The organism is Methylophaga thalassica (assembly GCF_030159795.1).
Taxonomy (GTDB): Bacteria; Pseudomonadota; Gammaproteobacteria; order Nitrosococcales; family Methylophagaceae; genus Methylophaga; species Methylophaga thalassica.
Window position 1 is genome coordinate 347272 of sequence record NZ_BSND01000003.1, and the last position, 24933, is coordinate 372204.

The window sequence follows — 24933 nt, forward strand, 5'->3', positions numbered from 1 at the left end:
CATCAGCCAAGATTTAACTGATGAGATTTCGATTAATTTAATACCGTGGAGTAGCATTCAATGAGAATGGATAAATTAACCAGTAAGTTCCAACTGGCCCTGGCTGATGCGCAAAGCCTAGCACTTGGCCATGACAATCAATATATCGAGCCACTTCATCTGCTACTGGCACTTTTGAATCAGGACGGCGGTGCTATCAGGCCTTTGCTTGCGAAGGTAGGTGCCAATACCGATCAGTTGCGCTCTAAGCTTAGTGCCGCCATAGAGCGCTTGCCCAAAGTCAGCGGTGATGCTGGCGATGTGCATGTGTCGAATGATCTTACTCGTTTGCTGAACCAAACGGATAAATTGGCGCAAAAACGTAAAGATCAGTATATCTCCAGCGAACTGTTTCTATTGGCTGCCGTTGAGGATAAGGGTACGACTGGTGAGCTTCTCAGAGAAGTCGGGGCCACCAAGGCAGCGATTGAAAAGGCCATTGAAGAAGTGCGAGGCGGACAAACGGTGGATGATCCTAATGCAGAAGAGCAGCGCCAGGCATTAGAGAAATATACCCTTGATCTCACCGAGCGAGCAGAACAAGGCAAGCTGGACCCGGTCATTGGCCGCGATGATGAAATACGCCGCGTGATTCAGGTTTTGCAACGACGCACAAAAAACAATCCGGTGCTGATTGGTGAGCCAGGCGTTGGTAAGACTGCACTTGTGGAGGGTCTGGCGCAACGGATTGTTAATGGCGAAGTACCCGAGGGCTTAAAGAAAAAGCGACTTCTGTCTCTGGATATGGCCGCACTTATCGCCGGTGCTAAGTACCGGGGTGAGTTTGAAGAGCGTTTAAAGGCGGTGCTCCATGACGTGGCTAAACAGGAGGGCTCTATCATCCTCTTTATTGATGAAATCCATACCATGGTTGGCGCCGGAAAAACAGATGGTGCGATGGATGCAGGCAATATGTTGAAACCCGCGCTGGCGCGTGGTGAATTGCACTGTGTTGGGGCCACGACCCTGGATGAATATCGGCAATACATCGAAAAAGATGCCGCCCTGGAGCGGCGGTTCCAAAAGGTGTTGGTGGATGAACCCTCTCAGGAAGATACCATTGCTATTTTGCGTGGTCTGAAAGAGAAATATGAGCTTCATCATGGTGTCGACATTACCGATTCAGCGATCGTTGCGGCGGTCAATTTGTCCACCCGCTACATTACGGATCGACAATTACCTGACAAGGCGATTGACCTTATTGATGAAGCGGCTTCGCGCATTCGGATGGAAATTGACTCCATGCCTGAAGAAATGGATAAGCTGGATCGACGCTTGATTCAGCTCAAAATGGAAAGAGAAGCCCTGAAAAAAGAAACCGATCAGGCTTCGAAAAAACGGCTGGAGATTCTGGAAGATGACATTGAAAAACTGGAGAAAGCCTTTTCTGATCTTCAGGAAATCTGGAAGGCTGAAAAAGCTGCATTGCAGGGGACAACCGGTATTAAGGAGGAGTTGGATCGAGCGAGAATCGACCTCGACGCGGCACGGCGTGCCGGTGATCTCAGTCGCATGTCAGAGCTTCAGTATGGTCGTATTCCCGAGCTTGAAAAGCAGCTTGCAGCCGCACAACAAGCCGAAACTCAGGAAATGACACTCTTACGGAATAATGTCACTGAAGAAGAAATCGCCGAAGTGGTTTCCCGGTGGACGGGTATTCCGGTTTCCAAGATGTTAGAAGGGGAGCGTGAAAAGCTACTGCATATGGAGGAGGCTCTACGCAAACGTGTTATCGGCCAGGAAGAGGCCATCGAAGCAGTGGCCGACGCCATTCGGAGTGCCCGTGCTGGCTTGTCCGATCCAAAACGGCCCAATGGTTGCTTTTTGTTTTTGGGGCCTACCGGTGTGGGTAAAACTGAGTTAACCAAAGCGTTAGCTGAGTTTTTATTTGATACTGAAGAGTCCATGGTGCGTATCGATATGTCAGAGTTTATGGAAAAGCATTCCGTTGCACGTTTAATTGGTGCTCCTCCTGGTTATGTGGGCTACGAAGAAGGCGGCTATTTGACAGAAGCCGTTCGCCGCCGACCCTACGCGGTTGTTCTTCTGGATGAGGTGGAGAAAGCACATCCTGATGTGTTTAATATCCTGTTACAGGTAATGGATGATGGTCGCCTTACCGACGGGCAGGGAAGAACGGTTGATTTCCGCAACACCGTTATTGTTATGACGTCCAATTTGGGTAGTCAGTTAATTCAGGAGTTAGCGGGCGACGAAAACTATGATGCCATGAAAGACCAGGTCATGGAGGTGGTCGGCCAACATTTTCGCCCGGAATTCATCAATCGCCTGGATGAAACGGTTGTGTTTCACCCGCTTAAGCAGGATCAGATCCGCGATATCACACGGATACAGGTGGATTATCTGCGGCAGCGTATGGCTGAAAACGATTTAACACTTGAGGTGGATGATAACGTACTCGATTTAATAGCGGAGGCAGGATTTGATCCAGTCTTTGGTGCGAGGCCCTTAAAGCGCGTTATCAAGAGCCGTCTGGAACGGGCTTTGGCAAAACAGATATTGGCTGGACAGTGTAAGCCGGGTGATACCGTCAGGGTCACTCGTCAGGGTGATGATGTGGAGTTTCATGTTATTGTCTAGGCTGGTGTTGTTGAGGAGGCGTAATCCGCTGATTGCGCCTATTTGATTTCCTGACCGTATGTAGAATGAGTTGTTATGGAATTTAAAGATTATTATGAAGTGCTGGGCGTTAAGCGTGACGCTTCTCTGGATGATATAAAGCGGGCCTATCGAAAAATGGCCCGCAAATATCATCCGGATGTAAGCAAAGAGCCGGATGCTGAAGAACGTTTCAAAGAGATTAATGAAGCCCATGAAGTGTTAAAAGATCCTGAAAAACGCGCGGCTTATGATCAGTTGGGTGCCAACTGGAAGGCGGGGCAGGATTTTCGGCCACCGCCAGATTGGGATCAGGGCTTCGAGTTTCATGGTGGAGGCTTTACCAATGCCGATGCCGCAGAGTTTAGTGATTTTTTTGAAAACTTGTTTGGGCAAGGTGGTTTTTCGAGAGGGTTTGGGGGACGCCGAGGGGGCTTTCACGCCCATGGTAATGATACCCACGCAAAAATCCTAATTGATTTAGAAGATGCCTTTCATGGTGCCTCTCGCAGCTTGACGCTTAAACATTCTGAGCTTGGCCCCGATGGTCGCCCCTATGTAAAAGAACGAACCTTAAATGTAAAAATCCCCAAGGGGGTTCGTCAGGGGCAGAGTATTCGCTTGTCAGGACAAGGTGAGCCAGGCGTTGGCGACGGTAAGGCCGGGGATCTTTACCTTGAAGTGCAGTTCAAACCGCATCCTTATTACAGGGTTGAAGGCAAGGATATCTATGTGGATTTACCGGTTGCTCCATGGGAAGCTGCTTTAGGAGCAACGGTGAGCGCCCCGACCCCTGCGGGCTCAGTCAATCTGAAAATTCCACCGGGATCTGACAGTGGTAAGAAACTGCGACTAAAGGGGCGTGGCATTCCGGCCAAAGCCCCCGGCGACCTCTATGTGATCGTAAAAGTCGCATTACCTAAAGCGGATACCGAAAAGTCCAGAGAAGCCTATGAAGCTTTTCAAAAAGCCTGCGACTTTAACCCACGCGCATCTATGGGAGTATAACAATGGCGAGATCACTGATTACCCTATCTGAAGGCGATATCCTGGACGATATTCAACAGATCACACTTGCCGATTTATGCCGGGCATGTAATTTGCCTGCTGACCAGATAATAGAGTGGGTCGATTATGGCATTCTCGAACCCGAGGGCCTGAAGCTCAGTGCTTGGCGTTTTACAGGTGTCAGTCTAAAGCGAGTGATGCGTGCATCGCGTCTGCAGCGCGATCTGGGTCTGAATACGGCAGGCGTTGCACTGGCGCTTGACCTGTTGGATGAGATGCAAGAGCTTCGGCAGCGTCTACGTCGCTATGAGTCAAGTTGAGAGTTTAGTCGATTGTGAATACGCCTATCGATCAGGAAATATGGCAGATACATGCGTGGAGAAACCGTTTGCAGTCTCTCATGTTACTGGGGCTATTGTTTATTTATGCAGGCTTATTGGGGCTTTTAATATTGGGCGGGCACGGTTTTTTTGCCATTTTGGTTTTTACCGCGTTGGCATTAAGCCTTACCCCGTCTGTTTCTCCTGGTTTAACGATGCGTCTGTATCGGGCGGTTAAATTATTGCCTCATCAAGCCCCTGGCTTGCATGATAGAATTAACATTCTTGCCAAACGTGCGGGCTTGGAAAACAAACCTGATTTGTATTACATACCAAGCCGCATGTTGAATGCTTTTGCTGTTGGTTCGCAGGCTCATTCTGCTATTGGTGTTACTGATGGGTTATTAAAAACACTGGATCAGGATGAGTTAACCGGGGTGCTGGCCCATGAAGTAAGCCATATTCGCAGCAATGACATTGGGGTAATGGGTATTGCAGATTTGTTTAGCCGGGTTACCCGAGTGTTATCGCTATTGGGGCAAGTGTTATTGCTCATTAATATTCCTTTATTGGTTTATCAGGCTGCCACCATAAATTGGTGGGTGATAGCGTTATTAGTGTTTGCACCGAGTATTAGTGCGCTAACACAACTTGCCCTGTCGCGGACTCGAGAGTTTGATGCTGATCTTAATGCAGTGCGTTTAACCGGAAACCCAGAAGCACTAGCCCGGGCGCTTGCTAAAATAGAATATATTCAAGGAAGATGGTTTGAGCGTGTTTTTTTTCCTGGTAAGGGTATTCCTGAACCCTCTTTGCTTAGGACTCATCCCCCTGTAAATGAGAGAATCGATAAGTTGAAAAGTTTAAAACATGCGTTTTCTTCTAAAGTCACTTTTTTACCTTCTGTACTGGTTGACAGCGCCATGACAAAACCCGAATTGAAAGAACCTCCTCGCTGGCACATAAGTGGGCTTTGGTATTGATAAAAAGCAGAGTGATACCCAGACGGAGCCAACTATGAAAATAAAAACCATTCAGTCCTTTATCGACGAGATAAAAAGCTGTCATAAAACTTTAGCTAATGATTGCCGTAAAGGTATGAAAGCGGCCTCCGACCCACGTATTCAAGGGCTTTATTCCTATCTCTATCAACATGAAAAGCGTTTGGAAAAAATTGTAGGAAAAATCGAAAGTCAATCTGACCCTAAAGCGCTTGAGACTATGGTTTATGACTTCGATGACCGTTTGCTTCATGGCATTAATACGAAAATTGGTAATGGTCTCACGGCGTGCGATCAACTATCTAAGTTCGTTGTCGATACGCATAATAGCATTCTCGCAGTTCTCGAATATCTTATCGGTCGAGCATCGATTCCAGAAGAGCTGGAAATACTGCAATTATTAAAGGACTCAGAAGAATCTGAACTCAGACAAATGGTTCAGCAGATACAGCGCGGATGGGAAGTTTAATTAGCCACGCCTCCCTGTTCTCACTCATTTTAAAGGATAAGTTATGGAACCCCCTATTCATACGTTAAGCGAGTTGTTCAGTCAGCTTGGCTTGCCAAAAGCTGCTGAGGAAGTTGAGCATTTTATAGAGAAGCATCGGCCATTGGCGAAAGAAATACCTTTGCATGAGGCCTCGTTTTGGAATGGCTCGCAGAAGGAGTTTCTTAAGCAGCAGATTGCGCTTGATGCAGATTGGGCGGAGCTGATTGATCAATTAAATTCCCGCTTACGTTAAGTGCTCTCGAAACTCAGGTTGATATTTTTATGAATGAATGGTTATCTGAAGCGATGACAACTTTTGAGTCTTTGCATATTGCTACGTTACCTCCGGTGTATAAAGTACTTTTGATCACAGTAACAGCAATGGTCTTAAATATGTCAGTGAGGCGGGTTATTAGCACATCTGCCGAACGGTACAAGTCTCGCCAGAAAGGCTCCGAAAAGGTTAAGCGTGTCGATACACTGACACGAGTTTGCCAATCTGCCATTTCCATCTTTATTTGGCTTGTCGCGGGCACGATAGCGCTGGCGTCCTTGGGGTTTTCGATTGCTCCCATCTTAACCACAGCAGGTGTGTCAGGTATCGCTATTGGGCTTGCAACGCAAAATCTGGTTAAAGATTACTTTTCCGGTTTTATTATTTTGCTCGAAGGTCAGATACGTGTTGGGGACATTGTTGAGCTGGGTGGGGCGATCGGCGAGGTGGAGGAAATGACGCTACGGTATGTGCGTCTGCGCAATCTAAGTGGCGATGTCATATTTGTACCGAATGGCAATATTACAAATGTAACAAATAAATCCCTCCAATTTTCGTTTGCTTTAATTGATGTTGGTATCGCATATAGGGAGGATGTCGATGAAGTGTTACGAATTATGAGGGAGACGTCGCAAGCAATGCAGTCAGACCCAGATTTCAAGGAGGTTATCCTGGATGATATGGAGATTATGGGGGTCAATGATTGGGCCGATTCGAGTGTTGTCTTGAGGGGGCGAGTAAAAGTGAAGGCAGGAAAACAGTGGGGTGTGCGTCGCGCATATTTGCGGCAGCTCAAATATGCGTTTGACAAGTCTGCTATCGAAATACCATACCCTCATTTGACGTTGTATGCAGGTCAGCTTAAAGATGGCAGTGCACCACCTTTTCATATTTTTCATGATTGATTGCTTATTGGTGATGTCCAGTTGATGTTCAAAGATAATGTAGGGAGGTCCCATGTTTAGCTCGGTTATTGAAAAACGAAACTTAACTTATAGTTTGCTGACACTAATTGTTTTAGTTGTAGGATATGGATTTGTTCGTATAGCTTTCAGTGCTACAGACAGTTTTCCTTTTACTCAAGAGATAGTTCTTATTATTTTAGGCACAATAGCAACAATATTTATCACTTCATTGTTGTTGAATAGGCAGACAGCAGTAGAGATTGAAAAAGAGCAAAGCATTCGTTTATTTGAGCTTAAATCAAACACTTTTCACAATTTATTTGACTTACTCGAAGATATGATGATGGCAGATAGGGTGAATGACTCCGATATTGTTAGGCTTAGATTCATTACTCACAAATTAACGGTAATAGCATCAGGTCCAGTATTAGAAGAGTACAATGATTTTTTAAAACGTATAAAAACTCTTTGTGATGATCATAGTTTTCTAGGTGATGCTTATGAATTCCATCAAGCACTTGCGTCTTTATCAGTACGCCTGCGTGAGGATATGTTGGGTTCGGACAGCGTTCAGGATTTAGGTTATGGTAAGCTAGATATAAATAAAATGGTTATGAAAAATAGCGAAATTATATAAATTTATATGTTGTGCTTTCCGCAAATTCAGATAATAAGTGCACCACTCATGGTTAATAGGTGACAGACGATCAACTGCCTGTAGGTGGTGTTCTAAAGTCGCCAAACTAATAGAGTATTACCATGAGTTACAAGCAGTTGACCGAAGGCCAACGATATTAGATTGACGCCTATCTGCGCGAGGGTTTCAGTTACCGCTAAATCGCACAACGGTTAGGAGTAAGCCACAGCACTATTAGCCGAGAAGTGCGGCTGAACCGATTCAGGGGTAGCCATTATGTGCCTGAGGTTGCTCATGTAAGCGCGTTAAGTTAGATCTTGAGTGTGTTTGGGGTGAGTTAATTGTTGATTTTTAAGGAATCATAAATTGCAATCAGGCGATGTACAGTAGTGACCAGAGTGAACGGATATATACCTCAAGTTCTATAGATGCATGATCAGTGAGAATCCACTCGCAAAATAGCTCGTCGTTTTCGCCTAAATAAAATTCGGCGCTCTCGTAAGATGCGAGGTTTAAATTAAGGTCAAGAAGGTTGTTAGAAGGTGCGCTGGCGGAGCTTAAAGAAACGATACTTCCATAGTTGTTGATGTCTATCGGGTCGGATAGATCCGACTCTATGGTGAATGGGAATCCACTATTTTTCAGTACTTCTGTAACCCAGACTTCAGGCGCAGGGATGTTATTGAGCAAGACGAGAATGTGATTAGATGTTTGCATGAATGAAACCTTTTCAATACTGGATTTTTTGCTCAGTTCAATCAACTAAGGAAAAAATGCCTTAAGGGAAAGATTAGCTTTATTGTGTTCGCGTCACAATTGCTGCAGGTGCTTATCAGATTAACTATTTAACTTTAAGAGTATTAGAGCGATGGGTCAAAACAATTATCAGGGAAATAAGCGGCGGGACGATCCGGACATCGAAATTAATAAAACGAGCAAGCCATCATTTTGGCAAAATCCTCAATTTACACTCTTTTTGTACTTGTTGTTTATAGTGCTGTCTTTTCAGTTTTGGCAGAAAAATGCTGAAAATAAGCAGCTTGAAATCCCTTATAGCCAATTTTTGGATTATGTTGAAAACAAAAGGGTCGCTGAGGCAATAGTGACGGATAAGGCAATCCTCGGCACGTTTAAAGAATCAGATATGGCGACTGGGGAACCGAAACGTTTTATTACCGTTCCGCTTTGGAATCAGGAAATGGCTGATAAGCTCGCGGATAATGGTATTAATTATACGGTCCGCCTCCCACAGGAAAGCTGGTTGGGTAACTTTTTGTTTAACTGGATTTTACCATTCGGCCTTTTGTTTTTGTTCTGGCATTGGATGGTGAAGAGAATGGGGGGCATGGGCAAAGGCTTTCTTAATATTGGCAATCGCGTGCGAGTGCACCCGGATCAGCGTCCTGGAGTGTGTTTCGATGATGTGGCAGGCTATGAGGATGTCAAGCAAGAGCTGCGCGAAACGGTTGAATTTTTAAAGGATCCCAGTCGCATTAAAGATCTCGGTGCTCGAAGCCCGAAAGGGGTTCTGCTCGTTGGCCCACCGGGAACAGGAAAAACGCTGTTTGCTCGTGCAGTTGCGGGCGAAGCCAATGTGCCCTTTTTCAATATTAGTGGGCCGGAATTTATAGAAATGTTTGTGGGAGTTGGTGCTGCCCGTGTGCGTGAGATGTTTGACCAGGCACGACAGAAATCACCCTGTATTATTTTTATCGATGAAATTGACGCTATTGGTCGGTCGCGTAGCGGTGGGCCGGTAATGGGCGGGCACGATGAGCGTGAGCAGACGCTGAATCAACTATTAACTGAAATGGATGGCTTTGATTCTTCTACCGGCGTCGTGGTTATGGCGGCTACCAATAGACCAGAAATACTTGATCAGGCATTGTTGCGTGCGGGCCGATTTGATCGTCGTATTTTAGTGGATAAGCCCGATCTGATTGCTCGGGAAGGTATTCTGAAGCTTTACGCCGGTAAAATGAAATTGGCGCCCGATGTGGAGCTGCACGTTATCGCGCAACGTACGCCAGGTTTTGTAGGGGCGGATATCGAAAATATCTGCAATGAAGCCGCCATTCATGCCCTGCGTGAAAACAAACACGAAGTTGCGATGGTTGATTTTGAGGCGGCCATTGATCGCGTGATTGCAGGCCCAGAGGCCAAGCAAAAGACGCTAAGCCCTGATGAAAAACAACGTGTGGCTGTACACGAAAGTGGGCATGCCCTGGTGGCGGTCAATGTTCCAACGGGCGAGCCGGTGCATAGAATAACGATTATTCCGCGGGCGGTGGGCGCGCTAGGCTTTACGCTGCAATTGCCGGTTGAGGAAAAGTATTTGTCCACTACCGAGGAAATGAAAGACCAGATTGCCATTCTACTGGGTGGCCGAGTTGCTGAAGACTTGGTGCTGGGCAGCATCTCTTCGGGAGCATCCAATGATCTGGAGCGCGCCACTGAAATCGCTCGCACCATGGTGACTAGGTTGGGTATGAGCGATAGCCTGGGACCCGTTGTCTATGGCCGGACACAACAACTTCAATATTTGAGTTCCTCGCAAAGTGTTGAAGAGCGCAATTTCAGTGAAGCAACCGCGCAGGCCATCGACGCCGAAGTGAAGGCATTGGTGGAAGAAGGGCGTGAACGTGCCAAAAACATTATTAGTCGTTGTCGGCCAGTGCTGGATGCGCTAACAACGGAGCTGGAAGAGCGAGAAACGCTAACAAAAGACGATGTTGATCGGATTACAGCACATTGTAATGTATCAAATTAACTCTCAATCAACCAGTGGGTTTGGTAACAAGTGATGAATTATGAGTCGGATCCAATGTTGGCGCGTATTCGTCTGACCCTTTGGGGTATGGTGATCCTGCTGCTCATGTACCAGGCGCTGCCTTGGTTTGAACGGGTATTGATCGGGGTTTCTACCGAGCCTCGAGTGGTTACGGCACGTGGTGACCTCGCGGAAGACGAAAAGTCTACCATCGCCTTGTTTGAACATGCCAGTCCTTCGGTTGTGTTTATAACAACCCGCCAGCGTGTGCGCGATTTTTGGACGCGTAATGTCTTCAGTGTTCCGCGGGGAACCGGTTCTGGATTTGTCTGGGATGATCTCGGTCACGTGGTGACCAACAATCATGTTATAGAAGGGGCTGCCGAAGCGATTGTGCGTCTGAATGATGGCCGTAGTTACAATGCCGTGTTGGTTGGTACCAGTCCGGCACATGATCTGGCAGTGCTGCGTATCAACGTGGCATTTGATCGCCCGCCGCCCGTACCGATCGGCAGCAGCCACGATTTGAAAGTCGGGCAGAAAGTGTTTGCAATTGGCAATCCTTTCGGCTTGGATTATACCCTGACGAGTGGTTTGGTCTCTGCTCTTGATCGTTCTCTGTCGGAGGGCAACGGGGCCACCATCGAACACTTGATACAAACTGATGCCGCCATTAATCCTGGGAATTCAGGTGGCCCTCTGTTGGATAGTGCCGGGCGCTTAATTGGAATTAACACGGCCATTTATAGTCCATCCGGCGCCTATGCTGGTATCGGTTTTGCGGTGCCGGTGGATACCGTAAACCGCGTGGTGCCGCAATTGATTGCTCGTGGAAAGTATATTCGTCCGGGGCTGGGTATTATTGTTGATCACAGGCTGAATGAAACCCTAACCGAGCAACTGGGAATTCGTGGTGTCGTCATTCTGGGGATTAATCCAGGCTCAGTGGCGGAAAAAGCTGGTTTGCAGCCCACCAGGGTCGCATCGAACGGAGCTATTATTCCTGGTGATATCATTTTGGCTATCAATGACCAGCCAATGGAAACAGTTAAAGAGCTGTTTTCGATTCTTGATACGCTGCGGATTGGAGATCGGGTGACACTACGCCTATGGCGGCGTGGTCAGGAGGTGGAAGCTTCTCTCCTATTACAGGCGGGTAAGTAACTACGATAGCTCCAGTGTCGTTGCAGATGTATTGAAAGTGTTTAATGAACATTCGTGTTTCACCTCCCGTACTGCGGTGTATTTTTAGCAATTGTCCCTGAACAAGGAGGAGAAAATGACAGAATGGGTAGACGCTATAGTAACGGGTAAAATTGCCTGGACAAATACGTTGTTTTCACTTCAATTTGAAGCCTCAGTGGATGTCTTCGAAGCAGGGCAGTTTGTGACAGCTGCGATCTATAAAAATGGCACTTACATTTCCCGTGCTTACTCTTACGTTAATCCTCCCGATAAAACCCCATTAGAAATCTATGTGGTGTTAATAGCCGCTGGGCAGCTCTCCCCATTATTGGCTGATTTACGAGTTGGGGATGGTTTCCAGGTTTCTCGTAAAGCGAATGGTTTTTTTACGCTAAGGGAGATGTCCGATGCAGATTCACTATGGATGATGGCAACAGGTACCGGTATAGGACCTTACTTATCGATTCTTGGTTCGACAGACGTTTGGCAGCGTTTCAAAAAAGTCGTGTTGGTGCATGGTGTTCGAACAGCAGAGGAGCTGGCTTACCGAGATCGCATTGAGATGCTTCAAAAAATGTTTCCTAAAAAATTAATTTATGTACCTGTACTTAGCAGAGATCAGCAGGCAGGCTTGTTATATGGGAGGATTCCTGATCTGATTGATTCAGGGGCGCTCGAGCGGATTTCTGGCCTGACGTTGCAGCCAGAAAATACCCAGGTAATGCTTTGCGGAAATCCGCAGATGATTTCTGATGTAACTAGTAAATTGTGTGGAAGAGGGTTTAAACGGAACCGGAGGCGAGATCCGGGCAATATTGCTGTTGAAGGATATTGGCGGTGACTACAGTAAGCTGTAAGTATCCCCTGGCAAGGTCGAGAGTTTTATTTTTGTGAATTGCTCAAAGTGGCGATTACGGAAATTACGGTTCCTTGCCCCTGAAGCTGAAGTGGTCGTGTACATCAACTTCAGTTGCTCTAACCGGCGACCTCCCTGTTCCTGGCGCCGGGTAGGAGGCTGCAAATGAGTGTTTACTTTTAGTAGGTGCGGCATATGTAATTTTTCATATATGTGGTTTGTAATATATATGAAATAAAGTATATTTATCCTGAGCTCTCCAATTAATCGACCTGATTATCTACGGAGATACCAACGTGAAACGCATGATTTTAGGACTCACCTTGATGGCTTGCAGCGCACTGAGCGTTGCCAGCGACTACAACCTACCCGGATTTGTCACTGAAATTGAAGATGGGCGCCTGTGGGTGTTCAAAAAAGACTCAAAAGAGCTTGAGGAGTTCAAGAAGCACGGTGAACCTGTGAATCGAACCGGTAAATTCGGAGGCGGATTTGTTTGAGTCATGCTGCCGTATCTTGCCTTAATTGTCGATAATAGTTTTCCTCATATTCAGCTGGCGGGATATCGCCAATCGAGCTCAGTAATCTTCTGTTGTTAAACCAGTCAACCCAATCCAGCGTTGCAAGCTCGACCTGCTCCAACCCTCGCCAAGGGCCGTCTTTATAAATGACCTCGGCTTTGTACAGGCCATTTATCGTCTCGGCTAATGCATTGTCATACGAGTCACCAACGCTGCCGACAGACGCGGTAAAGCCTGCTTCTGATAATCGTTCTGAGTATTGTATCGAGACATACTGGCTTCCTCTGTCACTGTGATGAATGACGCCTTTAGGCTTGCCCCTGGCCCATAAAGCCTGTTCCAGTGCATCCAGAATTAACTGCGTCTGCATCGACTTCATTACCCTCCAGCCCACAACTTTACGGGAGAACACGTCGGTGACGAAGGCGACGTAAACGAAGCCTGACCAAGTGGCCACATAGGTAATATCTGCCACCCAAAGCTGGTTTGGCCGACTTGCCGTAAACTCCCGGTTAACCAGATCCAGCGGCTTAGCAGCACTCTCATCAGGGATCGTTGTGACACAACGACGTCCTCGTCGCACGCCCTGGATCCCAAGAGTGCTCATCAGTCTGGCAACAGTACAGCGGGCTACTGTAAAGTCTTCTCGCTTCAGTTGCTTCCAGACCTTCCTGATGCCATAGCATTGCCGATTGTCCTGCCATACGCGCAGAATCTCTGGCTTTAACGCCTCATCCTGGTGATAACGCTGACAGCGCAGCTGTGGCTGGGCTGCAAGTGACTTGCACCGGAAATACGTTGATGGCGCGATTTGCAGCACACTACAAATCGGCTCGACACCATGCAACGCTCGGTGCGAATCAATGAACTGGACTATTTCTTCGGTTTGCGGTCGAGCTCCGCTTGGGCAAAAAACGCAGCTGTAGATTTAAATGGTCAAAGCAACAGTTTTACTAAAATACTGATTTGCATGATTCAAGCAGCCATTGAAAATGGTTTAATAAGCCAGTTGACCACTAAAGTTAATACCAAGCCTTGCGGATTCTTCCCTACTTCTTTAATGGTTGAAAAATCCACTTGCACCATCATTGGATAGATCATTACCCAAATGAAAACTGCAACAACAACATTGACATGGGCGACTTCAAGCTTTGCAATAGCTTCAAAAAGAGGTGGGTAAACAACCCCAAGTGCCACACCAGCAGCAATTGATATCGCAACCCAAACAGATAAATAACGTTCAAAAATCCCCATAGTCATATTCCTTAATTACAGCAGCTTGCCACACGCGTAGGGCGATCACCCATTGCATTTAATCTGGCTAGCTCTTGTTCGATAAAAATAGGTTCATTTACCACCGTTGAAGTGATGGTTTGCTTCATCCACTCTGGTAGTGTTGGATTAATTGAATAAAACACCCATTGCTGATGCTTTCTGTCAGATAAGATCCCAGTTTTTCTAAGCTGTGCTAAGTGACGGGATACTTTAGGCTGACTCTCTTCATCTAGCGCAGTCATTAACTCACAGACACACGCTTCACCCTCAACGGCAATGATTAAAAGTGTTTTCAAGCGAATATCATCAGCCAGAGCTTTGTAAAAAGTAGTAGGTGTTATAGGCGCAGGTTTTTGCTTTTCTTGTATTAGCAAAAACATTTTGATCCGTTCATTTAGCTCTTGTAGCGTTTTTTCAAACGGGTTTGCATCTCTACGAGAACGAGGTTCAGGGAAGTCCCAAGCAAGGCAATTGGTGCCGTTAACTCGGCTATCGCATTCTTTTGCCGCTTTATCACACAGAGTAATAACAAAATCGAAATGGATATTGCTAACTTCATCAAGGTGTTTTGAACGTAAACCATCAGTACGTAATCCAAAGTGTTCAATAGCGGACAGAGTTCTACTATCAACACTATGTGGCTCAGTCCCCGCGCTGTAGACTTCGTAGTCACCTTTACCATGATGTTTTAACAATGCCTCAGCCATTATAGATCTGGCCGAATTTTCAGTGCATAGGAAGAGTACCTTCATAACACGCTCCATAACAAATTTGTTATGCTATTTGTGCAACAGTAATCCCAGAGAAAGTTGAATTCTTTGTGTCGGTAGGTACTAAGCCCCTTCAAGAGGGGCTGGTTGATGGGAGCCTTAGTTGGCTAGTTGGCTTGGGTATCTGTTTCCTCTTCAGTGATATCGTCATCGGTTGAAGGCACCGCTTGCTCAACTTCTGCTTCTTTACCCTTAGCTTGGGCTGATTTTCGTGCTCGAATTTCGATATCAATAATGCGTCGTGCAAGTTTGATAATGCGCTGTTGCCATGCGTAGTTGCCATCAACACGTTGCTTGTTGCTTAGCACGCTTGATAACCAGAGTGTGTCCATTGAGATCATCAACGCATCGAGTTTGCGAACTAAGCCGACAAACTGGCCAACTTGGGGCGAGCTTATTTTGGCGTTGAAGGTAATTGGATCGGTGTAGTCAGGTACTTCATCGATGCCGTTGGACTCCATCAGTTTGTCCAAACGAGCTTGTTCGTTGTCTACCGCCTTAGCGCAATCCTCGATCAACTGGCTAATGATCTGTTCCACTTCATCAATTTCGTTCTCATCGCCAATGATGCGCAGGATGACATCGATTCCGTAGAGCGCACTGACCGTCCGTCTAAAAACACGGTCAACGACACGTTGCGCCTGTAAGCTATTAATTGTGAATGATTGTTCAAAGATGGGTTTTGAGTAATTGGGTTTTGCTTGGGCCATAAGTTTGCTCCTGATATGACAATAATCAGTCCCTAGCCTAATCCTCTGTGAGGTAATGGCCTTTCAGCTAGGTGGAAGAATTGAGCATCTTTCTAACTACCCTGTCTGGATAAGACGGTTACACTGACTATCAATTATTGCTGATCTGTTTCAGTGATATCTGCGCCTGAGAGCATGAGCTCAAAGGAAGCCCGCCGCTGAGTATTCTCAGTGGTACTAAGAGGTAGCTAGCCTCCTTAAACAAATAGCCTGCATGTTTTTACATGCTCAACCATGCGTTCCTTACGGTTCGCCTTTTCACCACCCAACTGGGGGAGTTTTCCCCAGTTGGGGGTGACTCCTTCAAAACCAACATAAGGAGTCACCAATGGAATATATCTTCGGATTTATTATCCAAATCGCAGGCATTATGTTGCTTGCAAAACTGAGCTGGTCGCTTTTGCGATTGCTTGCTCGTCAAAGCGTGCGCCCGTTTCGATTTGTACTTACTCAAATCAAGCGATTGCTCACACCAAAACCAAAACGTCGTCCAATGGCAGTGCCTAAAGCTCCTGGTATGCCCCGTTTGACATCTGCGTTTTACAAAGAGCCACATCAGTACGACATGGCTTTACTCGAAATACCAACCTATCTGCGCCGTCAGTCTTCGTTGCCAAGCCGGGTAGAAGCAACTGTGTGCACAGAATTCAACTAAGACGAGGAGAACATCATGAAAAACCAAGTAACACTCATAGGCTACGTTGGCTCTGAGCCAGAGACGCGAGCCTATCCATCAGGTGATTTAGTGACCAGTATTTCACTGGCCACTTCTGAGAAATGGCGCGACCGTCAATCCAATGAGCTCAAAGAGCATACGGAATGGCATCGGGTCGTTTTTCGAGATCGTGGTGGATTTAAGTTAGGGCTAAGGGCAAAAGATTTAATCCAAAAAGGAGCGAAGCTTTTTGTTCAAGGGCCTCAGCGCACGCGCTCATGGGAGAAAGATGGCATTAAGCATCGATTGACCGAAGTGGACGCGGACGAGTTTCTGCTTCTTGATAGTGTGAACAAAGCATCTGAGCCATCACCGGCGGATGATGCGGGCTCCCAAGCTAATTGGGCACAAACTTATCCTGAACCAGATTTTTAACCGAGCGAAAACGCTTTAACCCAGCCGGGAGTACTTTCCCGTCAGGGGCAGACTCCCACTTTGATTGTCGGAGTCCACAATGGAAAAACCAAAGCTAATCCAACGCTTTGCTGAGCGCTTTAGTGTCGATCCAAACAAATTGTTCGATACCCTAAAAGCAACAGCATTCAAGCAACGTGACGGTAGTGCACCGACCAATGAGCAGATGATGGCGCTCTTGGTGGTTGCAGATCAGTACGGCTTGAACCCTTTCACCAAAGAGATTTTTGCGTTCCCTGATAAACAAGCTGGAATTATTCCAGTGGTAGGTGTCGATGGATGGTCTCGCATCATCAATCAACACGACCAGTTTGATGGCATGGAGTTTAAGACTTCAGAAAACAAAGTCTCACTGGATGGCGCGAAAGAATGCCCTGAATGGATGGAATGCATCATCTATCGGCGCGACCGTTCGCACCCAGTCAAAATCACTGAGTATCTGGATGAAGTCTATCGACCGCCTTTTGAAGGTAACGGCAAAAATGGCCCTTACCGGGTAGATGGTCCATGGCAGACGCACACTAAGCGAATGCTAAGACATAAATCCATGATCCAGTGTTCCCGCATTGCGTTTGGCTTTGTGGGAATTTTCGATCAAGACGAAGCGGAGCGAATTATCGAAGGCCAAGCAACACACGTTGTTGAGCCATCGGTGATTACACCCGAGCAAGTTGATGATCGAACCCGAGGGCTTGTTTACAAGCTTATCGAGCGGGCGGAAGCTTCAAACGCTTGGAATAGTGCATTGGAATATGCCAATGAACATTTTCAAGGTGTTGAATTGACGTTTGCGAAACAAGAAATCTTTAATGCACAGCAACAAGCAGCCAAAGCGCTCACACAGCCTTTAGCTTCTTAGCGCCACGCATTCATTTTACTAACCCTGGCGGGATTATTCTCCCGTCAGGGGGAAGGTCTCGTCTTTTTTTGGAGATCTTCCATGACTAAATCAGCCTCACTTTTTCGCTTGGTATTGGTTGTTGCCCTTGTCGTAGGTTCGATTCAAGCCGGTAAAGCGGCAATTGATTCGGTTCAAGCAAGTGTTGTTCAGCACCAAACAGCGTTAGCACAAGCTGCAAAGTAACCACTTAACCCTGAAGGGGAGTTCTCTCCTTCGGGGGAGTCTCCCTTCAAAGGAGGCAATATGAAGGTTATCGACCTATCACAACGTACTCCTGCATGGCACCAGTGGCGCATTGCAGGGGTTACGGCATCTGAAGCCCCAATTATTATGGGGCGTTCACCCTACAAAACACCTTGGCGATTATGGGCAGAAAAAACGGGATTCGTATTACCGGAAGACCTGTCGAATAATCCAAATGTGCTTCGCGGTATACGGTTGGAGCCTCAAGCAAGGCGAGCATTTGAGAATGCGCATAATGACTTTCTTCTGCCGTTATGTGCAGAAGCCGATCATAACGCAATCTTTCGAGCCAGCTTTGATGGCATCAACGATGCGGGCGAACCCGTTGAACTGAAATGTCCTTGCCAGTCAGTTTTTGAGGATGTGCAAGCTCACCGAGAACAAAGCGAGGCGTACCAGTTGTATTGGGTACAAGTACAGCATCAAATACTGGTCGCCAATAGTACGCGTGGTTGGTTGGTATTCTATTTTGAGGATCAACTGATTGAGTTTGAAATACAACGAGACGCGGCGTTCTTAACTGAATTGCAAGAAACGGCGCTTCATTTTTGGAAGTTAGTTCAAACTAAAAAAGAACCGTCAAAATGCCCTGAGCAAGATTGTTTTGTTCCCAAGGGGGAAGCTCAATACCGCTGGGCATCGCTGTCTCGCCAGTATTGCTCAGCACATGCCGAAGTGGTCCGACTGGAAAATCACATTAAATCTTTGAAAGAGGAAATGCGAGACGCTCAGTCAAAATTGGTCGCCATGATGGGTAACTACGCTCATGCGGATTATGCTGGGGTCAAACTCTGCCGCTACATGATGGCGGGCACGGTGGACTATAAGCAATTGGTCACCGATAAATTAGGCGAACTGGACGAACAGGTTTTAGCCGCTTACCGAAAAGCGCCACAAGAACGGTTGCGTATCAGCAGCAATAAGCCAGAGCAGCCCGTTGAAACACCAATCAAAATCAGCCTTGAGCAAGAGAACTTGGTTCTGCCAGGTGACTCGCCGAGCTCATTTTACTTTTAACGTTCACTTGGAGCCGATTTCGGCTCCTTTCTCATGCGCTTATATCGAGTGCATCAGAAAGCAGTTTCACTCGTAGCCAATGCTGGGTACGAATGATAGAGCGAGCTGAACTCTTACATACACAGCCATACCACAATCAACACACCACCCGACGGGGACTTCATTCCCTGTTGGGGCATGGGGCCTCGTCAAAACTGATGAGGTTTACCATGACTGAACAATCCCCATTTTTGGTTCAAGTGAATCAAGCGTTTAATGTCCCGGCTCCTGATGCTTTCGTTCTGGAAGGATTTAGTGCCGACACTACCCATCCAAACATTCCCGTTCGCAAGGACGAGTATGTTTTTAGAAAAGAAGACTTACGTGACGTATTGGCGTTCTTGTCTCACCCAGACGGTGACGGTTTGTATATTACAGGCCCCACGGGATGCGGTAAGACCTCGCTAATTTGCCAAGTTGCTTCTCGATTGAATTGGCCTGTTCAGCAAATTACTGCGCACGGTCGATTGGAGTTGTCCGATCTTATCGGTCACCACACGCTGGTTAATGGCAACATGACCTTTGTGTATGGACCGCTATCGCTGGCTGTAAAGCATGGCCATTTGCTGATCATTAATGAAATGGATCTTGCTGAGCCTGCTGAACTGGCTGGACTCAATGACATTTTGGAAGGTGCCCCGTTGGTTATCGCACAAAATGGCGGTGAGATCATCATGCCACATAACAATTTTCGTTTTATCGCTACCGGCAACAGTGCGGGCAGCGGTGACCAGACGGGCTTGTATCAAGGTGTGCTTCAACAAAATTTGGCTTTTCTTGATCGCTTTAGAATCATCGAAGCGACCTATGCAGAGCCTTCTGTAGAGGAAGCCATTCTGGAGAACGTTGCGCCAGGCTTGCCAGAAGTCTTTCGCCAAAAAATGGTGAAAGTGGCTGGTGACATTCGCCGTCTTTTTATTGGGGGCGCGGATGGCGGTGCTGAGCTTAGTATCACCATGTCCACTCGGACCTTGGTGCGCTGGGCAAAGTTAACACTTGCTTTTAAAGGCGCTCCTAACGCAGTGGAGTATGCACTGGTTCGGTCTTTGACGGCTCGTGCTGAGTTGGAGCAACGTGAAGCCATTCACCGTATTGCTGCTGATGTATTCGGTGACCATTGGGAGGATTGATGATGGAAAAGTGCTTTGCTCTTTACCGTTACAGTCATTCTGATGGGACAGCCAAAGAATGGGCCATTTACGTTGGAGCAGATAACCAGGAGATTGAAGTTCGGTTTGGAAAAGCTGGTCAATTGTCGCAGCAGCGATTGATTGATTCGACTGATCCTAACGCAGAAGCAGACCGAAGAATCAATGAGAAAATCAACAAGGGTTATCGATTGGTTGGACAAGTCGGCATTGATCATCAAGGGAGGCCATTTGAACTCTCAAATGCGCTAGATAGCGTCGCGTGCGCCAATAACGTCAGTTGGGAGTTTCGTACTCGCAAGGACGTCAATGGCCAAGTCTCGCTGGCGCAAAAAGCGTTGTTCGATATGGCAAAGCTGCTTGAAGCCTATGGCTTGGCTGTTATTGATGATAACCAGGTCAGGATTGGAGAATGGTCATTAGGGTTTTGCAAAAGCGAATTACCTAGTACCAATCAAATCAGCATGGTGTCAGGTGAAGGCGCTGGCATTGTTAACACTGATGATGGCCCGTGGCCATTGTTGCTGTTACTGGCCTTTAAGCGTCAATTACCACCACTGTGTTCGCTCACAGTAGCGAGTCCTGAAGGGATAGAAGTATCCGACCAACTGAAGTTGGAAAAAGATGTATTGCGGTTGCTAGGCAGTGATTTAGAGCGGGTTCGCCCGATTGCTGAAGCACTGGACTTAATGCCTGCGAAAATCGATCTCAACCAATCGTCGCCTGATTCGCAAAATTACTATTTTTGATAGTGATGTTGCCATTAGCGCGTCAACTACTACCACCCAAACGGGGGCCATTGCTCCTGTTGGGAGTGGTGCGTCCCCATCTCGCATGAGGATGCACTATGAGTATTCAAACCCTCGACAAACTCTTGATTTGTCACATCGACTGTTCCATCTGGAGCGGTAGAAAAAAACTAAGGCCTGAAGATTTCAGACTAGCCAATGGCAGCCAACTTCCACCGAAGGATGTTGCCAGCTTAGGGAGTAAAAAAATTTGCGACCCTGAGGCATTGGCGAACTTTGAAAGGCTTAAGAAAGAAGCGCAACGCTTGTGTGAGCAAGTCGGTGTGCGGTTTTTAGGTGGCTATGCCGTCCCTGAAGACCGAATTGATCAGATTGTTCCAGAGCTTGACCGGATCGGTCAGGAGTTTGCGCAGTGCAAGCAGTTGTTCTTGGACAACTATGATCAGGTGACGTTTGACTGGGTTGCAAAACACCCGGAATTTGCAGATGCAATCCGGCGTGCGCTGTCACCCATCGAAGACGTGGAACAACGGCTTCAGTTCGATTATGCCATCTATCGAATGCAACCGGCTGAACAAGCTGGTGGCTTAGATGACAAGGTCAATGGCATGGGACACACCCTCTTTAGGGAGGTGGCTCGTGATGCCAATGAACTGTTTGAGCGTTCCGTTGCAGGTAAGAATCAAATCAGCCAGCGAGCCCTTAATCCTCTCAAGCGATTAAGAGACAAGTTGGATGGTTTGTCATTCCTGGATCATCGAGTTCAGCCGATGGTTGAAGCGATGGACAATTTATTTGTTCGTCTGCCGAAGACCGGCCCTGTGACAGACAATCTCTATCACGAACTGATGGCGACCATTTTAATTTTGTCTGATCCAGACAAGATGAGAATGCACGGTGAAGGTCAATTGGATATCAGACAACTGATGCCCAAACCTGAACCTAAACCCGCACAGCCAGTATCTGCTCAGGCAGATAACTTACGTGCAATACCACAACCAACCGTCAGACCAAACCTTGGTTCGACTGTACCAAACTCATTTTATTTCTAACGTCCTTGAGGGCATGTTGCCCTGAAGGGCGCATGTCCTCTGAACTATGTAAGAGGAAATTATGCAATCAACCATCCATAACCCCAGCCAACTGAACCAGTTTGAACCGCATTTTCGTGGTGTGACTGATGCTGTTGAAAGTGAATCGATACCAGAAGTGGCGTGTTGTCGAACGTTAGTACAACGGTCGTACTCAACACATAGTGTCGTGATCCCTAAGAACCCTGTGCTGATCGCAGATGCGGACGCACAAGGTGTTTGGTTATCAGCCATGGTATTTGTTCCAAACATGGCATTGCAGCAAGCCGCTTTTGAGCGGGACTGGCTGCAATATCAACACGAGGTGTCTACTCAGTTACAAGACCAGTACGGTCTGACATTGGATGACATCCTGAGTTTAGACCAGCTTAAAACGTCATTTGAACAGCACGAGAGTCCAGCTCAATTGGTGGCTTGGTTAGGTCAAAAATACGACCTGGATAAGCTAAAAGCACAGGTTTAAACATCCACATTCCCAGCGGGGAAACGCTCCCGCTGAGGGAGTATTCCCCCTAATGATTAGGAGACTCCCATGAATCATCCATTAAAAAACGCACTGCCAATCGTTGCCGCCGCTTATGGCGAAAAGTTTGGTGTGAAGGTGCTTATTCAAGGACAAGATGCGTTTACCGATGGTGAGCGGATTGTGATCCCAACAGCAAACCCAGACGACCCACACTATCAACAGATAGCTTGGGGTTATCTGGCTCATGAAGCGGCGCATATTCGGCATACCAATTTTGACATGGTGCAGAAGGCGTCGTCCAAGCCGATCCGTAAGGCACTTCTCAATATCATTGAGGACGTTCGCATTGAAAACGAATTGGCAAAGGATTACCCCGGAACCCGGCGCAGTATTTCGCAAGTGATTGAGTACATGGTGGACACTCAGCAAATGAGTGTACCTGAACAGCTTGAGCCTGCATCTAACTTGCAAGCCTGGTTGTTGTTCCGCTTGAGATGCCATTTTCTGGGCCAGAAAGCGATGACGCCTTTGTATCAAGCAGTTGATGAAAGAGTGAGACAACTCTTTCCTGCCGCAGCGATGAGCCGGTTAAGCGCCATGCTGACAGCAGTACCTAGCCTGGCGTCTACAGGTGAAGTGCTAAAACTTGTCGATGCCATCGTTGCCATGTTGAAAGAAGAATCTCGTCCACCACAGGATGAGTCGGATGCTGATAGCGGTAATGACATTGAACAAGATGCGAGTAATGACAGCAATAACAGTAGTGACAGTCAAACCCCAGAAGCAGCATCGTCTGCAATGGGGGATGCCGCTGAAACGGGTGATTCAGATAACTCTGATCAAGCTGACAATTTGCGACAAGCCTTAGAGGCCAGTGCCGCTCAGTTTGAACCCGATACCTTTGCCCAAGTGGCAGAAGTGTTGTCGGAACAAGCTGAAGGACATCAGGGCGTCACACCTCTCAGTTTGCCCCAAGCAGAGCAAGCTATGTTGGGTGATGAGGCTATCTTGACCTTATCGGCGTCTGAGTCGGCTCAAATCCGAGCCCGACTTAGGGGCATGGTTCAGTCCAGTCAGGACAATCGGAATCATGCCAAACGGCAAGGTCTTCGAGTTGCAACCCATCGTCTTGCCGCTTCACAAGCAGGTGAGTCGAGATTGTTTATTCAAAGGCAACCTCGCATTGCGCCCAATGCTGCTGTGCACTTGCTTGTCGATATATCGGGCTCAATGGGTAAGCCCATTGGCGAGGGTAATCGAAAGTACTTTCATGTTGCCAATGAAGCCGCATTGGCTTTAGCCATGGCACTGGAAGACATACCGGGTGTTGTACCTGCGGTCAGTTATTTTCCTGGTATTCATCAGGAAGTTTCTATCGCGTTATTGCCCAAGCAATCGGTTCGACATCGGGCCGCCTGTTTTGACCAAAAACCACGAGGTTGTACGCCTATGGCACAAGCAATGTGGTTTGCGGCAAACAGTTTGTTAGCACAAAAACAGAAGCGAAAGCTAATGATAGTGCTAACGGATGGTGACCCAGATGATTGGGCTGCCACGCATGACATTGTTGACCGGTGCAGACGAAGTGGCTTTGAGCTACTGGGAATAGGGATTCAAACACGCAGTGTTGAGAAATTCTTTCCACAAAGCATCGTGATTAACGACGTCAAAGATCTAAAGCGTGAGTTATTCGAAGTAACACAACAACTGTTAATTCAGTAACCACATCCATTTTACCACCCTGCGGGGACGATTCCGTCCCCGTCTGGGCATGGGTTCGTCTCCGCTTTTTTTGGGAGACTCCTATGAAAAACAAAAAGTTCTTAGCTGGCGAAGAAGCCGGTACTTACATCGTTCCTGAGCAAGTGACTGAAGCAGATATCTTAGATATGGCGCTCAAGCTTGCCCGTGGTCGATTGAGTAAAGGTCGCAAAATTGAACAGCCATCATCGGCGTTCTCATACCTGCAAACACTGATGCACGAGTATGAGCACGAGGTTTTTGGTGTGCTGTTTCTTGATACAAAGCATCGCGTCATTCGATTTGAAGAGCTGTTCAAAGGCACTTTAGATGCGGCGAGCGTGTATCCAAGGGAAGTAACAAAGCGTGCGCTAGAGCTTAATGCGGCAGCAGTGATACTGGTTCATAACCATCCATCGGGTGATCCTGAACCCAGTGAAGCTGATAAACGCATTACTCATCGACTCCGTGACGCCTTGTCACTTGTTGATATTCGAACGCTTGACCATGTTGTGGTCGCATCCGAGGGCTGCGTTTCGCTTGCCGAACGCGGTTATCTTTAATGAATGGGCGCATTGCCCATTCTCCTACATCACAAAAGCAGTCCCATCAACACACGTCATCACAGCTCGAATTTCTATTTGAGTTTGATGATGCCCCAGTCACTTGGTCTGACACGGAAATCTGGCAGTTACGCGAAGGCATTCTATTGGATGCGATCCGAGTATTGCTGGACGGTCGTGTCAGCACTCGGTTGCGCAAGGATGTGTTGTCGTGGATTCAAAATGACGAAATTGCGCCATTTTGCTTTCGTGTTTGCGCAATGGCTGCGGTTGTCGATCCTGATGTGCTTCGTGATTCCATCATGTGGCTATTAAGACGACATGGTATCCAGCTTGACTAACGTTCCTGCATTAACCAAACGGCTCAATGCAGGACCTAAGCTGACTTTTACCACCTGTGGTAGGAGTCGGCATTTTACTTAAGGAGG

The 24933-nt window shown here is 47.2% G+C and carries 29 protein-coding genes, 1 pseudogene and 1 other annotated feature; of the genes and pseudogenes, 25 read left to right on the forward strand and 5 right to left on the reverse strand.

Going from position 1 to position 24933, the window contains the following annotated elements; genetic code table 11:
• Positions 1 to 60 precede the first annotated feature (60 nt).
• The 9 genes from clpB to QQL60_RS15245 all read left to right on the forward strand — a co-directional run bounded on the left by clpB (position 61) and on the right by QQL60_RS15245 (position 7607).
• The gene (gene clpB, locus QQL60_RS01795; protein ID WP_284722221.1) at positions 61 to 2640 is read left to right on the forward strand and encodes an ATP-dependent chaperone ClpB; all 2580 of its coding nucleotides are present in this window, start codon (positions 61 to 63) and stop codon (positions 2638 to 2640) included.
• Between the two features lie 75 nt (positions 2641 to 2715).
• Entirely contained in the window at positions 2716 to 3666 is a 951-nt protein-coding gene (locus QQL60_RS01800; RefSeq protein WP_284722222.1) for a DnaJ C-terminal domain-containing protein, read from the forward strand.
• Between the two features lie 2 nt (positions 3667 to 3668).
• Positions 3669 to 3986: a chaperone modulator CbpM gene (locus tag QQL60_RS01805; protein WP_284722223.1), complete on the forward strand. Its 318-nt coding sequence runs from the start codon at positions 3669 to 3671 to the stop codon at positions 3984 to 3986.
• 14 nt (positions 3987 to 4000) lie between these two features.
• Positions 4001 to 4969 (forward strand): zinc metalloprotease HtpX, encoded by a 969-nt coding sequence (locus QQL60_RS01810; RefSeq protein ID WP_284722224.1) that lies wholly within the window; start codon positions 4001 to 4003, stop codon positions 4967 to 4969.
• 34 nt (positions 4970 to 5003) lie between these two features.
• On the forward strand, positions 5004 to 5456 hold the full coding sequence (locus QQL60_RS01815) for a hypothetical protein (RefSeq protein WP_284722225.1): 453 nt from the start codon (positions 5004 to 5006) through the stop codon (positions 5454 to 5456).
• A gap of 43 nt (positions 5457 to 5499) precedes the next feature.
• The gene (locus QQL60_RS01820; RefSeq protein WP_284722226.1) at positions 5500 to 5730 is read left to right on the forward strand and encodes a DUF2789 domain-containing protein; all 231 of its coding nucleotides are present in this window, start codon (positions 5500 to 5502) and stop codon (positions 5728 to 5730) included.
• Between the two features lie 29 nt (positions 5731 to 5759).
• On the forward strand, positions 5760 to 6656 hold the full coding sequence (locus QQL60_RS01825) for a mechanosensitive ion channel family protein (RefSeq protein WP_284722227.1): 897 nt from the start codon (positions 5760 to 5762) through the stop codon (positions 6654 to 6656).
• Between the two features lie 52 nt (positions 6657 to 6708).
• Positions 6709 to 7293: a hypothetical protein gene (locus tag QQL60_RS01830; protein ID WP_284722228.1), complete on the forward strand. Its 585-nt coding sequence runs from the start codon at positions 6709 to 6711 to the stop codon at positions 7291 to 7293.
• 200 nt (positions 7294 to 7493) lie between these two features.
• Complete coding sequence (locus QQL60_RS15245) at positions 7494 to 7607, forward strand: helix-turn-helix domain-containing protein (protein ID WP_348530021.1); 114 nt, start codon at positions 7494 to 7496, stop codon at positions 7605 to 7607.
• A gap of 58 nt (positions 7608 to 7665) precedes the next feature.
• On the opposite strand, the gene QQL60_RS01835 is transcribed toward QQL60_RS15245, so the two are convergent.
• Positions 7666 to 8010, reverse strand: a complete 345-nt coding sequence (locus tag QQL60_RS01835) for a hypothetical protein (RefSeq protein ID WP_284722229.1) — start codon at positions 8008 to 8010, stop codon at positions 7666 to 7668.
• Between the two features lie 151 nt (positions 8011 to 8161).
• On the opposite strand from QQL60_RS01835, the gene ftsH reads away from it, so the two are divergent.
• The 4 genes from ftsH (at position 8162) to QQL60_RS01855 (ending at position 12604) form a co-directional block, all read left to right on the forward strand.
• Positions 8162 to 10063 carry an ATP-dependent zinc metalloprotease FtsH gene (gene ftsH / locus QQL60_RS01840; RefSeq protein ID WP_284722230.1) on the forward strand — a complete coding sequence of 634 codons (1902 nt, stop codon included), beginning with the start codon at positions 8162 to 8164 and terminating at the stop codon, positions 10061 to 10063.
• Between the two features lie 54 nt (positions 10064 to 10117).
• Complete coding sequence (locus QQL60_RS01845; protein WP_284722231.1) at positions 10118 to 11227, forward strand: S1C family serine protease; 1110 nt, start codon at positions 10118 to 10120, stop codon at positions 11225 to 11227.
• 115 nt (positions 11228 to 11342) lie between these two features.
• Positions 11343 to 12089, forward strand: coding sequence for a ferredoxin--NADP reductase (locus QQL60_RS01850; RefSeq protein ID WP_284722232.1), 747 nt, complete (start codon positions 11343 to 11345; stop codon positions 12087 to 12089).
• Positions 12090 to 12400: 311 nt separating this feature from the next.
• Entirely contained in the window at positions 12401 to 12604 is a 204-nt protein-coding gene (locus tag QQL60_RS01855; protein ID WP_284722233.1) for a hypothetical protein, read from the forward strand.
• Between the two features lies 1 nt (position 12605).
• Here QQL60_RS01855 and QQL60_RS01860 read toward each other — a convergent pair.
• From QQL60_RS01860 to QQL60_RS01875, 4 genes and pseudogenes are all read right to left on the reverse strand, one after another.
• Positions 12606 to 13547, reverse strand: a pseudogene (locus QQL60_RS01860) (IS3 family transposase); the annotation flags it as partial.
• Positions 13428 to 13544: a sequence feature (AL1L pseudoknot), on the reverse strand. Its footprint overlaps the pseudogene before it by 117 nt.
• Positions 13548 to 13600: 53 nt before the next feature.
• The gene (locus QQL60_RS01865; RefSeq protein WP_284722234.1) at positions 13601 to 13879 is read right to left on the reverse strand and encodes an arsenic resistance protein; all 279 of its coding nucleotides are present in this window, start codon (positions 13877 to 13879) and stop codon (positions 13601 to 13603) included.
• An 11-nt stretch (positions 13880 to 13890) separates the two neighbouring features.
• Positions 13891 to 14664: a metalloregulator ArsR/SmtB family transcription factor gene (locus QQL60_RS01870; protein WP_348530017.1), complete on the reverse strand. Its 774-nt coding sequence runs from the start codon at positions 14662 to 14664 to the stop codon at positions 13891 to 13893.
• Between the two features lie 113 nt (positions 14665 to 14777).
• Positions 14778 to 15380, reverse strand: a complete 603-nt coding sequence (locus tag QQL60_RS01875) for a hypothetical protein (RefSeq protein ID WP_284722236.1) — start codon at positions 15378 to 15380, stop codon at positions 14778 to 14780.
• Between the two features lie 367 nt (positions 15381 to 15747).
• Between QQL60_RS01875 and QQL60_RS01880 the strand changes: the two genes are divergently transcribed.
• The 12 genes from QQL60_RS01880 to QQL60_RS01935 all read left to right on the forward strand — a co-directional run bounded on the left by QQL60_RS01880 (position 15748) and on the right by QQL60_RS01935 (position 24846).
• Positions 15748 to 16074, forward strand: coding sequence for a hypothetical protein (locus tag QQL60_RS01880; protein WP_012368369.1), 327 nt, complete (start codon positions 15748 to 15750; stop codon positions 16072 to 16074).
• Positions 16075 to 16089: 15 nt separating this feature from the next.
• A complete protein-coding gene (locus QQL60_RS01885) occupies positions 16090 to 16509 on the forward strand; it encodes a single-stranded DNA-binding protein (protein WP_064663805.1) in 420 nt (139 codons plus the stop codon).
• A gap of 79 nt (positions 16510 to 16588) precedes the next feature.
• Positions 16589 to 17407, forward strand: coding sequence for a phage recombination protein Bet (bet, locus tag QQL60_RS01890; RefSeq protein WP_284722237.1), 819 nt, complete (start codon positions 16589 to 16591; stop codon positions 17405 to 17407).
• A gap of 81 nt (positions 17408 to 17488) precedes the next feature.
• Positions 17489 to 17632: a hypothetical protein gene (locus tag QQL60_RS01895; RefSeq protein WP_000167275.1), complete on the forward strand. Its 144-nt coding sequence runs from the start codon at positions 17489 to 17491 to the stop codon at positions 17630 to 17632.
• Between the two features lie 60 nt (positions 17633 to 17692).
• Entirely contained in the window at positions 17693 to 18709 is a 1017-nt protein-coding gene (locus tag QQL60_RS01900) for a YqaJ viral recombinase family nuclease (protein WP_284722238.1), read from the forward strand.
• A gap of 209 nt (positions 18710 to 18918) precedes the next feature.
• On the forward strand, positions 18919 to 19878 hold the full coding sequence (locus QQL60_RS01905) for an AAA family ATPase (protein ID WP_284722239.1): 960 nt from the start codon (positions 18919 to 18921) through the stop codon (positions 19876 to 19878).
• On the forward strand, positions 19878 to 20645 hold the full coding sequence (locus QQL60_RS01910; RefSeq protein WP_284722240.1) for a hypothetical protein: 768 nt from the start codon (positions 19878 to 19880) through the stop codon (positions 20643 to 20645). Before QQL60_RS01905 ends, QQL60_RS01910 begins: the two co-directional genes overlap by 1 nt.
• A 98-nt stretch (positions 20646 to 20743) precedes the next feature.
• Entirely contained in the window at positions 20744 to 21697 is a 954-nt protein-coding gene (locus QQL60_RS01915) for a DUF3150 domain-containing protein (protein ID WP_000027441.1), read from the forward strand.
• Positions 21698 to 21758: 61 nt separating this feature from the next.
• Positions 21759 to 22199 (forward strand): hypothetical protein, encoded by a 441-nt coding sequence (locus QQL60_RS01920; RefSeq protein WP_032081049.1) that lies wholly within the window; start codon positions 21759 to 21761, stop codon positions 22197 to 22199.
• A gap of 69 nt (positions 22200 to 22268) precedes the next feature.
• Positions 22269 to 23924, forward strand: coding sequence for a VWA domain-containing protein (locus QQL60_RS01925; RefSeq protein WP_284722241.1), 1656 nt, complete (start codon positions 22269 to 22271; stop codon positions 23922 to 23924).
• A gap of 83 nt (positions 23925 to 24007) precedes the next feature.
• Complete coding sequence (gene radC / locus QQL60_RS01930) at positions 24008 to 24505, forward strand: RadC family protein (protein ID WP_000791199.1); 498 nt, start codon at positions 24008 to 24010, stop codon at positions 24503 to 24505.
• Positions 24505 to 24846 (forward strand): hypothetical protein, encoded by a 342-nt coding sequence (locus QQL60_RS01935; RefSeq protein WP_007104984.1) that lies wholly within the window; start codon positions 24505 to 24507, stop codon positions 24844 to 24846. The genes radC and QQL60_RS01935 overlap by 1 nt, the downstream gene beginning before the upstream one ends.
• The last annotated feature ends 87 nt before the right edge of the window (positions 24847 to 24933 follow it).

What these genes read in the sequence shown, in the direction of transcription:
- QQL60_RS01830 (WP_284722228.1), top strand. Translation starts at nt 6,709, where the DNA reads ATGTTTAGCTCGGTTATTGAAAAACGAAACTTAACTTATAGTTTGCTG.
- QQL60_RS01815 (WP_284722225.1), top strand. Translation starts at nt 5,004, where the DNA reads ATGAAAATAAAAACCATTCAGTCCTTTATCGACGAGATAAAAAGCTGT.
- QQL60_RS01905 (WP_284722239.1), top strand. Translation starts at nt 18,919, where the DNA reads ATGACTGAACAATCCCCATTTTTGGTTCAAGTGAATCAAGCGTTTAAT.
- QQL60_RS01820 (WP_284722226.1), top strand. Translation starts at nt 5,500, where the DNA reads ATGGAACCCCCTATTCATACGTTAAGCGAGTTGTTCAGTCAGCTTGGC.
- bet (WP_284722237.1), top strand. Translation starts at nt 16,589, where the DNA reads ATGGAAAAACCAAAGCTAATCCAACGCTTTGCTGAGCGCTTTAGTGTC.
- QQL60_RS01865 (WP_284722234.1), bottom strand. Translation starts at nt 13,879, where the DNA reads ATGGGGATTTTTGAACGTTATTTATCTGTTTGGGTTGCGATATCAATT.
- QQL60_RS01915 (WP_000027441.1), top strand. Translation starts at nt 20,744, where the DNA reads ATGAGTATTCAAACCCTCGACAAACTCTTGATTTGTCACATCGACTGT.
- QQL60_RS01835 (WP_284722229.1), bottom strand. Translation starts at nt 8,010, where the DNA reads ATGCAAACATCTAATCACATTCTCGTCTTGCTCAATAACATCCCTGCG.
- radC (WP_000791199.1), top strand. Translation starts at nt 24,008, where the DNA reads ATGAAAAACAAAAAGTTCTTAGCTGGCGAAGAAGCCGGTACTTACATC.
- QQL60_RS01895 (WP_000167275.1), top strand. Translation starts at nt 17,489, where the DNA reads ATGACTAAATCAGCCTCACTTTTTCGCTTGGTATTGGTTGTTGCCCTT.
- QQL60_RS01910 (WP_284722240.1), top strand. Translation starts at nt 19,878, where the DNA reads ATGATGGAAAAGTGCTTTGCTCTTTACCGTTACAGTCATTCTGATGGG.
- QQL60_RS01875 (WP_284722236.1), bottom strand. Translation starts at nt 15,380, where the DNA reads ATGGCCCAAGCAAAACCCAATTACTCAAAACCCATCTTTGAACAATCA.
- QQL60_RS01845 (WP_284722231.1), top strand. Translation starts at nt 10,118, where the DNA reads ATGTTGGCGCGTATTCGTCTGACCCTTTGGGGTATGGTGATCCTGCTG.
- ftsH (WP_284722230.1), top strand. Translation starts at nt 8,162, where the DNA reads ATGGGTCAAAACAATTATCAGGGAAATAAGCGGCGGGACGATCCGGAC.
- QQL60_RS01925 (WP_284722241.1), top strand. Translation starts at nt 22,269, where the DNA reads ATGAATCATCCATTAAAAAACGCACTGCCAATCGTTGCCGCCGCTTAT.
- QQL60_RS01880 (WP_012368369.1), top strand. Translation starts at nt 15,748, where the DNA reads ATGGAATATATCTTCGGATTTATTATCCAAATCGCAGGCATTATGTTG.
- QQL60_RS01825 (WP_284722227.1), top strand. Translation starts at nt 5,760, where the DNA reads ATGAATGAATGGTTATCTGAAGCGATGACAACTTTTGAGTCTTTGCAT.
- QQL60_RS01805 (WP_284722223.1), top strand. Translation starts at nt 3,669, where the DNA reads ATGGCGAGATCACTGATTACCCTATCTGAAGGCGATATCCTGGACGAT.
- clpB (WP_284722221.1), top strand. Translation starts at nt 61, where the DNA reads ATGAGAATGGATAAATTAACCAGTAAGTTCCAACTGGCCCTGGCTGAT.
- QQL60_RS01850 (WP_284722232.1), top strand. Translation starts at nt 11,343, where the DNA reads ATGACAGAATGGGTAGACGCTATAGTAACGGGTAAAATTGCCTGGACA.
- QQL60_RS01885 (WP_064663805.1), top strand. Translation starts at nt 16,090, where the DNA reads ATGAAAAACCAAGTAACACTCATAGGCTACGTTGGCTCTGAGCCAGAG.
- QQL60_RS01800 (WP_284722222.1), top strand. Translation starts at nt 2,716, where the DNA reads ATGGAATTTAAAGATTATTATGAAGTGCTGGGCGTTAAGCGTGACGCT.
- QQL60_RS01870 (WP_348530017.1), bottom strand. Translation starts at nt 14,664, where the DNA reads ATGGAGCGTGTTATGAAGGTACTCTTCCTATGCACTGAAAATTCGGCC.
- QQL60_RS01920 (WP_032081049.1), top strand. Translation starts at nt 21,759, where the DNA reads ATGCAATCAACCATCCATAACCCCAGCCAACTGAACCAGTTTGAACCG.
- QQL60_RS01935 (WP_007104984.1), top strand. Translation starts at nt 24,505, where the DNA reads ATGAATGGGCGCATTGCCCATTCTCCTACATCACAAAAGCAGTCCCAT.
- QQL60_RS01900 (WP_284722238.1), top strand. Translation starts at nt 17,693, where the DNA reads ATGAAGGTTATCGACCTATCACAACGTACTCCTGCATGGCACCAGTGG.